The organism is Pseudomonas sp. FW300-N2F2, assembly GCF_017351655.1.
GTDB classification, from domain to species: Bacteria; Pseudomonadota; Gammaproteobacteria; order Pseudomonadales; family Pseudomonadaceae; genus Aquipseudomonas; species Aquipseudomonas fluorescens_AA.
The window spans coordinates 1,296,708-1,311,138 of sequence record NZ_JACNDQ010000002.1; the positions used below are offsets into that span (position 1 = coordinate 1,296,708).

General features: G+C 62.3%; 6 protein-coding genes. 3 read left to right on the forward strand and 3 right to left on the reverse strand.

The genetic code is table 11. The features are described 5' to 3' along the window. Window positions 1-6: 6 nt before the first annotated feature. The 3 genes from pepN to J4E63_RS20525 all read left to right on the forward strand — a co-directional run bounded on the left by pepN (window position 7) and on the right by J4E63_RS20525 (window position 6,510). The gene (gene pepN / locus J4E63_RS20515; RefSeq protein ID WP_207283158.1) at window positions 7-2,664 is read left to right on the forward strand and encodes an aminopeptidase N; all 2,658 of its coding nucleotides are present in this window, start codon (window positions 7-9) and stop codon (window positions 2,662-2,664) included. A 374-nt stretch (window positions 2,665-3,038) separates the two neighbouring features. Further along, window positions 3,039-4,091 (forward strand): YCF48-related protein, encoded by a 1,053-nt coding sequence (locus J4E63_RS20520; protein WP_207283159.1) that lies wholly within the window; start codon window positions 3,039-3,041, stop codon window positions 4,089-4,091. 43 nt (window positions 4,092-4,134) lie between these two features. Beyond that, on the forward strand, window positions 4,135-6,510 hold the full coding sequence (locus J4E63_RS20525) for an RND family transporter (RefSeq protein WP_207283160.1): 2,376 nt from the start codon (window positions 4,135-4,137) through the stop codon (window positions 6,508-6,510). Between the two features lie 169 nt (window positions 6,511-6,679). Here J4E63_RS20525 and J4E63_RS20530 read toward each other — a convergent pair whose 3' ends face one another. From J4E63_RS20530 to J4E63_RS20540, 3 genes are all read right to left on the reverse strand, one after another. Continuing rightward, window positions 6,680-11,368 carry a dermonecrotic toxin domain-containing protein gene (locus J4E63_RS20530; RefSeq protein ID WP_207283161.1) on the reverse strand — a complete coding sequence of 1,563 codons (4,689 nt, stop codon included), beginning with the start codon at window positions 11,366-11,368 and terminating at the stop codon, window positions 6,680-6,682. Between the two features lie 248 nt (window positions 11,369-11,616). Further along, complete coding sequence (locus tag J4E63_RS20535) at window positions 11,617-12,336, reverse strand: FadR/GntR family transcriptional regulator (protein ID WP_207283162.1); 720 nt, start codon at window positions 12,334-12,336, stop codon at window positions 11,617-11,619. Window positions 12,337-12,618: 282 nt separating this feature from the next. Beyond that, a complete protein-coding gene (locus J4E63_RS20540; protein WP_092198223.1) occupies window positions 12,619-14,355 on the reverse strand; it encodes an IlvD/Edd family dehydratase in 1,737 nt (578 codons plus the stop codon). Between the last annotated feature and the right edge of the window lie 76 nt (window positions 14,356-14,431).

Sequence of the window (14,431 nt, forward strand, 5' to 3'; positions counted from 1 at the left end):
CGACCCATGCGCACCGAACAACCGAAGATGATTTACCTCAAGGACTATCAGGCCCCCGAGTACCTGATCGACGAAACACACCTGACCTTCGAGTTGTTCGAGGACCACAGCCTGGTCCATGCGCAACTGGTGATGCGCCGCAACCCCGAGCGCGGCGCCGGGCTGCCGCCGCTGGTGCTCGATGGTCAGCATCTTGAATTGATCTCGCTCAAGCTCGACGATGCCGACCTGGGGCAGGGCGATTATCAACTGGACGACAGTCACCTGACCGTGCACCCCAAGGCCCAGGCCTTTACGGTCGACACCACCGTCAGGATCCATCCGGAAACCAACACCGCCCTGGAAGGCCTGTACAAATCCGGCAGCATGTTCTGCACCCAGTGCGAGGCCGAAGGGTTCCGCAAGATCACCTATTACCTCGACCGTCCGGATGTGATGAGCAAGTTCACCACCACCGTGGTGGCCGAGCAGCACAGCTATCCGGTGTTGCTGTCCAACGGCAATCCGATTGCCAGCGGCCCCGGCGAAGACGGCCGGCACTGGGCGACCTGGGAAGATCCGTTCAAGAAACCGGCCTACCTGTTTGCCCTGGTGGCCGGTGACCTGTGGTGCGTCGAAGACACCTTCACCACCCTGACCGAGCGTAACGTGGCGCTGCGCATCTACGTCGAGCCGGAAAACATCGACAAATGCCAGCACGCCATGACCAGCCTGAAGAAGTCGATGCGCTGGGACGAAGAGGTTTACGGGCGCGAGTACGACCTGGACATCTTCATGATTGTCGCGGTCAACGACTTCAACATGGGCGCCATGGAGAACAAGGGTCTCAATATCTTCAACTCCAGCGCGGTGCTGGCCCGCGCCGAAACCGCTACCGATGCCGCGCACCAGCGGGTCGAGGCGATCGTTGCCCACGAATACTTCCATAACTGGTCGGGCAACCGCGTGACTTGCCGCGATTGGTTCCAACTGTCGCTCAAGGAAGGTTTCACGGTGTTCCGCGACGCCGGGTTCTCGGCCGACATGAACTCCGCCACCGTCAAGCGCATCCAGGACGTGGCGTACCTGCGTACCCACCAGTTCGCCGAAGACGCCGGCCCCATGGCCCACCCGGTGCGTCCGGACAGTTTTATCGAGATCTCCAACTTCTACACCCTGACCGTGTACGAAAAGGGCTCGGAAGTGGTCGGCATGATCCACACCCTGCTGGGGCCTGAGGGTTTCCGCAAGGGCAGTGACCTGTACTTCGAACGCCACGACGGCCAGGCCGTGACCTGCGACGACTTCATCAAGGCCATGGAAGATGCCAACGGCGTCGACCTGGCCCAGTTCAAGCGTTGGTACAGCCAGGCCGGTACACCACGGCTGGCGGTGAGCGAGTCTTACGACGCCGCTGCCAAGACCTACAGCCTGACCTTCCGCCAGAGTTGCCCGCCGACCCCGGACAAGCAGGAAAAGCTGCCGTTCGTGATTCCCGTGGAACTGGGTCTGCTGGACAGCCAAGGCGCCGAGATCCCGTTGCGGCTGGCCGGTGAAGCGGCGGCAAACGGTACGTCCCGGGTGATCTCGGTGACCGAAGCCGAGCAGACCTTCACCTTCGTCGACGTCGCCGAACAACCGCTGCCTTCGTTGCTGCGTGGTTTCTCGGCGCCGGTGAAGCTGAGCTTCCCGTACAACCGCGACCAATTGATGTTCCTGATGCAGCACGACAGCGATGGGTTCAACCGTTGGGATGCCGGCCAGCAGTTGTCGGTGCAGGTGTTGCAGGAGCTGATCGCCCAGCATCAGCAGGGCGCCAGCCTGACGCTGGATCCACGCCTGGTCAGTGCGCAGCGCAGCGTGTTGTCGGACGAATCCCTGGACCAGGCCATGGTCGCGGAAATGCTCTCGCTGCCCAGCGAAGCCTACCTGGCCGAAATCAGCGAAGTGGCTGACGTCGAGGCGATCCACGCCGCCCGTGAGTTCGCCCGCCAGCAGTTGGCCGAGAACCTGTTCGAAGCGCTGTGGCTGCGTTATGAAGCCAACCGCGACTTGTCGAAACGCACGCCATACGTGGCCGAGGCCGAGCATTTCGCCCGCCGCGCGTTGCAGAACATCGCGCTGTCCTACCTGATGCTCACCGGCAAGCCTGAGGTGCTGAGCGCGACCCTGGAGCAGTTCGACACCGCCGACAACATGACCGAACGCCTGACCGCGCTGGCGGTGCTGGTCAACTCGCCGTTCGAGACCGAGAAGGCCAAGGCCCTGGAAGTGTTCGCGGAAAACTTCAAGGGCAACCCGCTGGTCATGGACCAATGGTTCAGCGTCCAGGCCGGCAGCCCGTTGCCCGGTGGCCTGGCACGGGTCAAGGCGTTGATGGAACACCCGGCGTTCAATATCAAGAACCCGAACAAGGTGCGGGCACTGGTCGGCGCGTTCGCCGGGCAGAACCTGATCAACTTCCACGCCGCCGACGGTTCGGGTTATCGCTTCCTGGCGGACCTGGTGATCCAGCTCAATGGCTTCAACCCGCAGATCGCTTCGCGGCAGCTGGCGCCACTGACCCGCTGGCGCAAATATGACAGCGCCCGCCAGGCGTTGATGAAAGGCGAACTGGAACGCATCCTGGCGTCCGGCGGGCTGTCGGCCGATGTGTTCGAGGTGGTGAGCAAGAGCCTGGCGTGACCTTGATGCCGCGGTCTGCCTGGTGGACCGCGGTGCTCCCATCGCGAGCAAGCTCGCTCCCACAGGGGATCCATGCTGATCACAAAATAGGTGTTCGCTGGAGATCTACTGTGGGAGCGAGCTTGCTCGCGATAGCGTCAGACCAAACACCGCAAATTCAATAGCCAGCTATCACCCCACCGAATACCCCGCCATTCACCCCCAGCGCCAACCCCCCTGGTTAACAAAAGATAACGCGGCGTCGATTGTCAGACCTTTCGAAAGCCCGATAGGATAGGCCAGCTTCCGAAGTGGCTCTAGATTGCAGGTTTCAGGACTATGCTCCAGGACTGGCAACGTACCAAGCCATAACAATAATAATGGGGGAAAGGTCTATGAATGAGCCTGTCATGGCTGTGGGCCGCTGCCGGCCGCCGATGCTGCGCAGAATCGCGTTGCTGGCTTCGGCGCTCTCGCTGCTGGGCTCTGCGGTGTTGTCGGCACCGGTGATGGCCGTTGCGGCGTCGACGTCCGATGTCATCTATTCCGTCGAATCGGCCAAGGCCAGCAAAACCCTGATGCTCGATGTGGTCCATGCCGGCCAGCGCCTGGTGGCGGTCGGTGATCGTGGGCACATTGTCTATTCCGACGACCAGGGCACGTCCTGGACCCAGGCCAAGGTGCCGACCCGCCAACTGCTCACCGCGGTGTTTTTCGTCGACGACAAGCACGGCTGGGCCGTGGGGCACGACGCGCAGATCCTCGCCAGCGACGACGGTGGCAGCACCTGGACCAAGCAATACGAAGACCTCACCCGTGAAGCGCCGCTGCTGGATGTCTGGTTCAAGGACGCCAGCAACGGGTTTGCCGTGGGTGCCTACGGCGCGCTGCTGGAAACCACCGACGGCGGCAAGCACTGGGAAGACGCCAGCGACCGCCTCGAAAACGAAGACCAGTTCCACCTCAATGCGATCGCGGCCGTGAAAGACGCCGGGCTGTTCATTGTCGGCGAGGCCGGCAGCATGTTCCGCTCCGCCGACGGGGGCCAGACCTGGGAGAAGGTCGAAGGTCCGTACGAAGGCTCGCTGTTCGGGGTTATTGGCACCGCCCAACCTTCGACGCTGCTGGCCTACGGTTTGCGCGGCAACCTGTACCGTTCCACCGATTTTGGCGGCACCTGGGAGCAGGTCGAGCTCAAGGCCGCCCGGGGCAGCCTGGAATTCGGCCTGTCGGGTGCCACGCTGCTGGCGGACGGTTCCATCGTGATTGTCGGCAACGGCGGCAGCGTGGTGCGCAGTACCGACGACGGCGAGACCTTCAGCGTGTTCAACCGTCCGGACCGAATCTCCGTGGCGGCCGTCTCGGCGGCAGGCAACGGCAACCTGATCCTGGCGGGGCAAGGCGGCGTGCGTGCCACCACGTCCACCGGCGCCGAACTGAGCAAATGAGTCAGGCCTGCAAGACGGGCATAAAAACAAGAAGGCGGACCCCATGAGCAGTCATCATCAAGACAAGGCGACGTTCCTCGAGCGCCTGATTTTCAACAACCGCCCGGCAGTGATCGTCATTTGCCTGCTGGTCAGCATTTTCCTGTTCTGGCAGGCCACGCTGATCCGCCCCTCCACCAGTTTCGAAAAAATGATCCCCCTCGAGCACCCCTTCATCCAGAAGATGCTCGAGCACCGCAACGACCTGGCGAACCTGGGCAACACGGTGCGCATTTCCGTGGAAGCCACCAATGGCGACATTTTCTCCAAGGACTACATGGAGACCCTGCGCCAGATCCACGACGAGGTCTTCTACATCTCCGGTGTCGACCGTTCAGGGCTCAAGTCGTTGTGGAGCCCCAGCGTGCGCTGGACCGAAGTGACGGAGGAGGGCTTCGCCGGCGGCGAGGTGATCCCCCAGAGCTACAACGGCTCGGCCGACAGTCTCGACCTGCTGCGCAACAACGTGCTCAAGTCCGGCCAGGTCGGGCGCCTGGTGGCCAACGACTTCAAGTCGAGCATCATCGACATCCCGCTGCTGGAGTCCTATCCGGACCCGCAGGACCAGGGCAAATTGCTCGCCCTCGACTATCGGAAGTTTTCCCACGAGCTTGAAGACAAGATCCGCAACAAGTTCGAAGCCCAGAACCCGAATGTGCAGATCCATATCGTCGGTTTCGCCAAGAAAGTCGGTGACCTGATCGACGGCCTGGTCATGGTGGTGCTGTTCTTCGGCGTGGCCTTCGTCATCACCCTGATCCTGTTGTACTGGTTCACTAACTGCATGCGCAGCACCGTGGCGGTGTTGACCACCACCCTGGTGGCGGTGGTCTGGCAACTGGGGCTGATGCACGCGGCCGGCTTCGGCCTGGATCCGTACTCGATGCTGGTGCCGTTCCTGATCTTCGCCATCGGCATTTCCCACGGGGTGCAGAAAATCAATGGCATCGCCTTGCAGTCCAGCGAGGCAGACAACGCCCTGACGGCGGCGCGGCGTACCTTCCGCCAGTTGTTCCTGCCGGGGATGATCGCGATCCTGGCGGACGCCGTGGGCTTCATCACCTTGCTGATCATCGACATCGGCGTGATCCGTGAACTGGCCATCGGCGCCTCCATCGGCGTGGCGGTGATCGTGTTCACCAACCTGATCCTGCTGCCGGTGGCGATCTCCTACGCTGGCATCAGCAAGCGTGCGGTGGAGCGCAGCAAGAAAGATGCGACCCGCGAACATCCGTTCTGGCGCCTGCTGTCGAATTTCGCCAGCGCCAAGGTCGCGCCGGTGTCCATTGCCCTGGCGGTGATCGCCTTTGGCGGTGGCCTCTGGTACAGCCAGAACCTGAAGATCGGTGACCTGGACCAGGGCGCGCCGGAACTGCGTCCGGACTCGCGCTACAACCAGGACAACAACTTCATCATCAGCAATTACTCCACCAGCTCCGATGTGCTGGTGGTGATGGTCAAGACCAAGGCCGAAGGCTGCTCGCGCTATGAAGCCATGGCCCCCATCGACGAATTGATGTGGAAGATGCAGAACACCGAGGGCGTGCAGTCGGCGATTTCCCTGGTGACCGTGTCCAAGCAGATGATCAAGGGCATGAACGAGGGCAACCTGAAATGGGAGACCCTGTCGCGCAACCCCGATGTGCTGAACAACTCCATCGCCCGGGCCGATGGCCTGTACAACAACAGCTGCTCCCTGGCGCCGGTGCTGGTGTTCCTCAACGACCACAAGGCCGAGACCCTGGACCGCGCGGTGAAGGCGGTGCAGGAGTTCGCCAAGGAAAACAACCGCGATGGCCTGGAGTTCATCCTCGCCGCCGGTAACGCCGGCATCGAGGCGGCCACCAATGAAGTGATCAAGGAATCGGAACTGACCATCCTGATCCTGGTGTACATCTGCGTGGCGACCATGTGCATGATCACCTTCCGTTCCTGGGCGGCGACGCTGTGCATCGTGCTGCCGCTGGTGCTGACGTCGGTACTGGGCAACGCCCTGATGGCCTTCATGGGCATTGGTGTGAAAGTCGCGACGCTGCCGGTGGTCGCGCTTGGCGTCGGGATCGGCGTGGACTATGGCATCTACATCTACAGCCGCCTGGAAAGCTTCCTGCGGGCCGGGTTGCCGTTGCAGGAGGCTTACTACCAGACGCTGAAATCCACCGGCAAGGCGGTGCTGTTCACCGGTTTGTGCCTGGCCATCGGCGTGTGCACCTGGATCTTCTCGGCCATCAAGTTCCAGGCCGACATGGGCTTGATGCTGACGTTCATGCTGCTGTGGAACATGTTCGGTGCGCTGTGGCTGCTGCCGGCGCTGGCGCGGTTCCTGATCAAGCCGGAGAAACTGGCGGGGCAGAAGGGCAATTCGTTGTTCGCCCACTGAGGAGGGGCAGCCCTAGGGGCGAACCAATGTGGGAGCGAGCTTGCTCGCGATAGCGGTGTGACAGTCAATGAAGGTATTGACTGTCCGTCAGCCATCGCGAGCAAGCTCGCTCCCACAGATTTTTTCTCGCGCTCAGCGACTGATCACTCCAGCCTGCAAGCCCTGGCCATCAAGGCGCCAACGGTAAGAACCTGCTCTGCGCCAACGACTTGCCGAGCTGTCCTCGATGCACGTTCACCACCGCATAAGGGCTGGTGGCCTTGGCCAGCAGGGAGTGGTAGTGCTCCTTGCGTTGTTCCTTGGTCTTCAGGTGCGCGACGCTGAAATTGTCTTTCGGTGTGTCAGCCGTTTCGTAGTGAAAATGCGCATACCAGAGGGGAGAGCCATTACGGTCGTTGATGGCGTACTCCTGGAGGAAATCCTTGCGGCTTCCTTTCAAGGCCGTGCGTTCGCCGAGACGTGCGACTTGTATCAGGTTCTTTTCGAACAGGAACCGCAGGTTGCCGTCGGTAGGCGGCAATTGCAGGCTCAATTCGGTGCGCAGGGCACTGCCCTTGGCGGTCAGGCTGGATACCGCGTCTGACAACTGTTGGCTCAGTGCCTGGTCTGCCGGGGTAAGCGGGGTTTGCGCTGCGGTGAACGCCCGGTCGAGTTCCTCGGCAAGCTTGCGAAACCGACTCGCCTCATTGCTCATGATCTCCTCGATTTCCTGAGGATGGCGGCAGTTTTTCTTGTAACTTTCAGCGCGATGCATGCGTGCGTCCAGCTCGTCGAGCAGTTTTCGCGCATCGGCCTTGATCGCCTTGACCGATCTTGTCTCGGGTGCCGGGACCGGGCGGCGTACTTCGACGACATCCCAGACATCATCATGGCGGGAATAGGTGGAGAGGATCTCGTCATCGACTTGCGAGCGCAGCTCGACGACTTCAATCGGCAAGGATGTTCCGGCCGGTTTCAGGTCGCCAATCAAGACGCCATTGTGGCGGGTCCTGATCAGCTTTTTCTGGGCGTGTGCACCGGCTGGTCTGGGGCGTTTCGGCGGGCGCTTGTGTGGTTTGGGCTCGGGTTTGATTTCGGCTGCGAGTTTGCCCGACACCTCCTGGTAAAGACTGTCGACCAACTTGACCAGCCTGTCGAAATAGGACGCGTGGATATCGTCGGGGTAGAGGGTCTTGACCCCCTGCAACGCATCCAGGGTCTTGCCATAGCGCTCGGTCAGGCTTGTCAGGATTTCGAGTTGTTCCTGCGGTGTCAGCTCATACAGCCGTAGTTCGCTGTGGGAACGCGTTTGTTCCCCCAGCGGTACGACGATGCGAAGCAGGACGGCGGGTACGTCCGATTGGGGATTTTTAATCGACAGCATGGGAAGCGTAGAAAGTTGCAGGGCTTTGCGGCTGATGGCATTGCCTTCGTTCAACGGACGGTCCCTGGTCAGGCGTTCGAACGCCTGGGCGCCATCGGCATCGAAGTTCAAGAGGCGCTCAAGGTATTCGTCCTTGAGTTCCAGCCAGTAGATCGCTCGATCATTGATGTCGCTCATGAGGTCGAGGAACTTGATGTAGTCCTGCATGTGGTGGGTAAGGACTTCCCGGACATCGCTTTCTGCTCGAAACCTGGGGTCCCTGTTCTTGGCGGCTATGTAATCCATTTCGGTGACCACGACGGCCTTACGGGCATTGTTGATCACGTTTTCAAAGAGTCCGCGCATGTACTTAGGTGTAAGCCCGATACACAGGCTGGCGCGTTCGGACGCACTCTTCACCAGTTTCAAATAAACTTCGGTCTGCTCTTGGAGCAGGTCATGGAATATTTTGCGTTTCGGCTCCCGCTGCGCTTCGGTGTAAGTGCTTCCTTCCTGGAGCCTTGTCATCACTTGCTGGGCCACGTCGAGGGCTTTCTGTCGATCGTCTTCCTGCGCCACCCACTGATTGAGTTCCTCGGTCAATTCCCCGATACGCTGCAGATTGGCACGACGCTGTGCATCCATCCGCTTGGGCGGGGCACCGCCTAGCAGGCGCAGGCGCAGATCGAGGAGCCAGCGGCCCTGGCGGTCGGTTTTCAACGGCGGACCGTTGCGGCTGGGGTCGAGTGGGTCGACGATGGTCGCGCTACCGTCCGCTTCAGGGTTGACCCGATACAGAGCGCCTTCCACCTCGGCATGCCATTTGTTGTCGATCACGTACAAACCCTTGTAAGGGCCATATTCGATGGGTTCGGGCATTGCCGGAGGGCGCAGTGCCTGCAAGCGCAGCAGCCGGGTGCGTTGTTCCGGTGTCAGGCGCTGGCCGGCGCTGGCGAAACTGAAGTCCAGGCGTCTACTGGCGGTTTCGGCGTGGGCGCCAGGCCCGGCGATGGTTCCCTCCGCCACGGTGGGCGGCGCCGACGCGGGCCACTGCTCGGCAACGGTGCGTGGCGCCGGGGGACGCATGGCTTGCTCCTTCAGCAATGGGGCCAGCGCCGCACGGGTGACCGGCGCATGTCCGGTGGGCAGTTGGCTCACCAGCATGGCCAGGTTGACGAGCAGGTCGACGGCGGCCAGCTCCCGCGCCACCGGGTCCTCGCTGATCAGGGCTGGAATGTCCTGTTGGGCACTGGCCATCAGGTTCCATAGCCAGGCAGTGGTCATGACCGGACCGCGCAACAAAGGGAACAGCAGCGTGTTGAACAACAGGCCGCCGCCCTGGAGCAACACCGCCCAGCGGCTCTCGCTGTTGGACACCGAGTTCCGGTCGGCCTGGGTGACCAGGGCCTGGGCATTGCAGCCATAGAGGTACTGCATCAGCTCGCCGTTGTGCAACGCTTGCAGCAGTTCGCCGTGGGTGTCCTGCGTGGCGAGTGTGGCCGGGGCGGGTTTGTCGGGGGCGCTGAACTCGTCACCGGGAAAGAACCGCACGATGTGTGGCTCCAGGAAACCGCCGTTGGCGTACACCGGGCGGGCGGCGTCGGACAGCCAGGTCAGGACGCTGTTCTGCAGGTCCCCGGCGGCGGCAATGGCCTGAAACAGCGCCTCCCGTGTCGGGAACTCTTGCAGCGCAGGGGCGTAAAGCGGCCGATACAGCAGGTGCGGGCCGACCGTGGTGTCCTGCGCTTCGATCAGGAACATGTTGGTCACGGTATCGGGCTGGGCCTGGGGCTTGCGCATTAAATCCAGGTGGCGAATGACCACCGGCCGACCGTTGACCTGTTGGCTCGCCGCGTCAGGTTGGAGAACGGCTTCCAGCAGGCGCAGGCCTTGGACAGTCATGCCGTTTTCGTGGTCCAGCCGCTGTTTCAGTGCTTCGAGGGCCAGTTGCGCAGGGATCTGTTCGGCGAACATCCGTTGACGGTTCTTTGCCTGGGGCGAGCCACCGAGCAGGTGCTGTTGCAGGTAGCGAGGATAGGTCGTGCCAATGTCGACCTGCTCGACCAGCCCGGTCACGAAGTCCGGGGTCAACCAGGTCGGCAGCGTCAGGCCCAGGCGATGGCTGAGCGTGAAGTGGCCACTGGGACGGGCGACGAGATTGTGGATGGCCAGTTCGGTCAGGCTCATCTGCCGCTTCTCGCTGAGGCCGATGGTCCCGGGGTAGCCTGCGGAAACGGTGAAGGTCAGCAGCACATCGTCGGGTTGGTATTGGTTCGATGGCACCTTGCCCGGGCTGCTGTCGTTCGTTTGCCCCATGGCGCTGGACAAGGCGCTGGCGGTAAAGGCCTTGATGTCCTCGATGCCGCTGAGGAAGGTCTGGCCCTGATGGCGCTTTTTGGCGCTGGCCAGGGCCAGGCTGTAGTGCTGGAGCTTCGTCTGGTCGGCGATGGAGCTTTTTTTCAGCCAGCGGGGCAGCAAGGGAGCCAGGCGTGCCGAGGTTTGCGGCGAGAGTCGGGGGGCTTCCAGCAGGTAGCGGGCTGGGTCGCTCAGGTCGTTATAGAGGTTCTTCAGGTTTTGCAGGCCGATCCCGGCGGGCAGCTGTACAGCCTTCAGGTCGGCCAGTTGTTGCTCCAGCAGCATCGCCGCCTGGCTCTCGAAGACGTCGCCGCTTATCTCGTAGCGCTGGCAGGTGATGGTGTCGACGGTGTAACGGCTGGCGATCGATGCGCCCCAATGCCGATTGAAGGCTTCCAGGGAGGTAAAGGATTTTACGGCGCTGCCGGGACTGCACAGCAGGACGTCGGTGGTGCCTTTCGTGGCGCGGACCAGAAGGATCTCGCTGCCGACCAGTACGCTGCTGGTGGTGCCCCGGGTGATTCGGGTTTCCAGGTTGTAGGCGTACACAGGCGCCTGTGGGGCGAGACAAAAGCGTCGCTCCCGGTGCGGCCAACGGGCGACCTGGTCAAGGGCTTCGCGGGCCGTGTTAGCGAGCCCGGGCTGTTGCAGCCCATGGATGCTCAGCATGTTCCTCAGCACATCGCTGAGCCAGCGCCAGCGGTTGCTGCGGCTGTTCGCACCGGTTGCGTCAATGTCGTCGCCCCAGTAACGGACCAGCGCATCCTCCAGCCCGAGCGGTACGCTCCAGGCCAGTTCCAGCAGTGAGTTCTTGATGACCTGGATGTCCACTTCCTGGTTGCCTGCCCGGAGCCGGTTGGGTGGGGTGTCGGAGAGAAAGCAGTCCAGGTTGCCCCGTGGGCTGAAATCCACGGGTGTGCCAACGGCCAGGTGATCGAGCACCACGGGCATGAACGGCTGGAATTGCCAGGCGCGTCCGCTGGCGTCCGGAGTCGCCAATTGGACCTTGGAGAGGTCAATGTCCAGCCAGGGGTATGTTCGCTTGATAGCTTGTTCGAGCATGCGTTGCGCGATCTGTTCGAAGGTCGGGTGACTGGCGAATTGCAGGCTGACGCTTTGCGTCAACGCGGGGATGGAGTCTGCGGAGGAGGGAGCGGTCATGAGAAGTCCTTTTCATAAAACATGGCCGTCGGGATGACGGCGAGAAAAGTATCGACTTCTCGCTGTGGTGCGGGTGGTACATAAATACCACCCGCTGAGAATAATGCCGGTCAGTCAGTCAAGCCAAACCTCGTAGGAGCAAAGCTGCTCAGTCAAGCCACGACCCTGTGGGAGCAAAGCTTGCTCGCGATGGGGCGCACTCCAGTCCACTGTCGCGAGCAAGCTTTGCTCCCACAAGTCTGACCTTATCAGGCGGGATCGTTGCCCAGCACCACGTTCAGCGCGCTACGGGCATCGTCCAGTTGCACCAGGGTGGCGTGGCGGGCACCGAGGGCATCGCGGTTCTCGATGGCGGTGAGGATCGCCTTGTGACGCGGCATCGCCAGCTCGTGCAGGTTGGGCCGCTGGTTGGAGTGCTTGAGGGCTTCGGCGATGGCCACCGACAACATGTTGCACAGGTTGGCGAGCAGGTCGTTGTGGGTGGCGTCGGCGATGCGGCTGTGGAAGTCCAGGTCCGGTTGCAGCACGGCCTCGGGGGTCGGGGCGGCTTCCATGCGTTGGTAGGCTTCACGGATGGCGGCGATGTCGGCCGCGTCGGCGAACTGTGCGGCGAGGGCGGCGGCGGCCGGCTCGATGATGCTGCGCACGCTGGTCAGCAGGTTGAAGAATTCATTCTGCGGGCTGCTCTGCATCAACCAATGCAGCACGTCCGGGTCGAGCATGTGCCATTCCCGCCGGGCCTTGACCACCGTGCCCACGCGTGGACGCGAATACACCAGGCCCTTGGCGACCAGCACCCGCGTGGCTTCGCGCAGCACCGGGCGGCTGACCGCATACTCTTCGCACAACAAGGCTTCGGCGGGCAGTTTATCGTCCGGCTTGAAGCGCCCGGAAACGATCTGCATGCCCAGTTCCTGGACGATGCGCGCGTGCATGCTCTTGCGGTCGGAGGGTTTACGGTAATCCATGGGACGCGGCGCGATCCTGTGCGAGGGGAGTGTTGCGCATGATAGCAGGCGCGGCGGATATTCATCAGGCCAAACCCTTGGGCCTGGTGACCTTGTGGCGAGGGAGCTTGCTCCCGCTCGGTTGCGCAGCGACCGCCGAGGGGCCTGCTTCGCAGTCCAGCGGGAGCAAGCTCCCTCGCCACAGTCGGTGTGATAGCCAACTTTGGATGTTGTCTGTGACACCGCTATCGCGAGCAAGCTCAGCTCCCACAAAGGCTTGCTCCCACAGGGGGATGGATGGCTTCAGTGGGAGTGGCGTGGGACTTCGGCGCCGCGGCAGCCCACCAGGAAGTCGAAGTCACAACCCTGGTCCGCTTGCAGCACGTGGTCGATGTACAACTGGCGATAGCCGCCCACGAGCAGTTGTTGGGGTGGTGCGATGTCGGCCAGGCGCGCGGCGAGTTCGGCGTCGGGGATGTCCAGGTGCAGGCGGCCGCTGGCGCAGTCGAGCTCGATCCAGTCGCCTTCCTTCACTGCTGCCAGAGGTCCGCCGGCCGCTGCTTCCGGTGCCACGTGCAGCACCACGGTGCCGTAGGCGGTGCCGCTCATGCGTGCATCGGAAATACGCACCATGTCCGTCACGCCCTGGGCCAGCAGCTTGGCCGGCAAGCCCATGTTGCCCACTTCGGCCATGCCCGGATAACCCTTGGGCCCGCAGTTCTTCATCACCAGGATCGAGTTGGCGTCCACGTCCAGTTCCGGGTCGTTGATCCGGGCCTTGTACTCGTCGAAGTTCTCGAACACCACGGCGCGACCGCGGTGCTGCATCAGTTCGGCGGTGGCCGCGGACGGCTTGAGCACCGCCCCCAGTGGCGCCAGGTTGCCGCGCAGCACGCAGATACCGCCATCGGCGCGGATCGGGTTGTCCAGGGTGCGGATCACCTCATCCTGGCCATAGATCGGCGCGTCCTTGGTGTTCTCGCCGATGCTCTTGCCGTTGACCGTCAGGGCATTCGGATTGGGAATCAGATTGGCCTCGCCGAGACGCCGCAGCACGGCGGGCAGACCGCCGGCGTAGTAGAACTCTTCCATCAAAAAGCGCCCGGACGGTTGCAGGTCGACGATGGTCGGCATGCCGCGACCGATGCGGGTCCAGTCGTCCAGGTCCAGCTGCACGCCGATGCGTCCGGCAATGGCCTTGAGGTGGATCACCGCGTTGGTGGAACCGCCGATGGCGGCGTTGACGCGGATGGCGTTTTCGAAGGCTTCCTTGGTCAGGATCTTTGACAGCTTGAGGTCTTCACGGACCATTTCCACGGCGCGCATGCCGGACATATGGGCCAGCACATAACGCCGTGCATCCACGGCCGGAATCGCTGCGTTGTGGGGCAGGGAGGTGCCGAGGGCTTCGGCCATGCAGGCCATGGTCGAGGCCGTGCCCATGGTGTTGCAGGTACCGGCCGAGCGGGACATGCCGCCCTCGGCCGCGAGGAAATCGTCGATGGTGATGGTGCCGGCCTTGACCTGCTCGCTCAATTGCCAGACCACGGTACCCGAACCGATGTCCTGGCCTTTGTGCTTGCCGTTGAGCATCGGCCCGCCGGTGACGACGATGGCTGGGACGTCGCAACTGGCGGCGCCCATCAGCAACGCCGGGGTGGTCTTGTCGCAACCGGTGAGCAGCACGACGCCGTCAATCGGGTTGCCGCGAATCGCTTCTTCCACGTCCATGCTCGCCAGGTTGCGGGTCAGCATGGCGGTGGGGCGCAGGTTCGATTCGCCGTTGGAGAACACCGGGAATTCCACCGGGAAGCCCCCGGCTTCGATCACGCCACGCTTGACGTGCTCGGCGATCTGCCGGAAGTGCGCGTTGCACGGCGTCAGCTCCGACCAGGTGTTGCAGATGCCGATGATCGGCTTGCCGTGGAACTGATGGTCGGCGATGCCCTGATTTTTCATCCAGCTGCGGTACATGAAGCCGTTTTTGTCGGCGGTGCCAAACCATTGGGCCGAGCGCAGGGAGGGTTTCTTATCAGACATGATCGATTCTCTTATTGTATGACTATATTGTTCGAGCTTGAGCGTAACATAAGCGCAAATTGCGCGATTTGGAAGT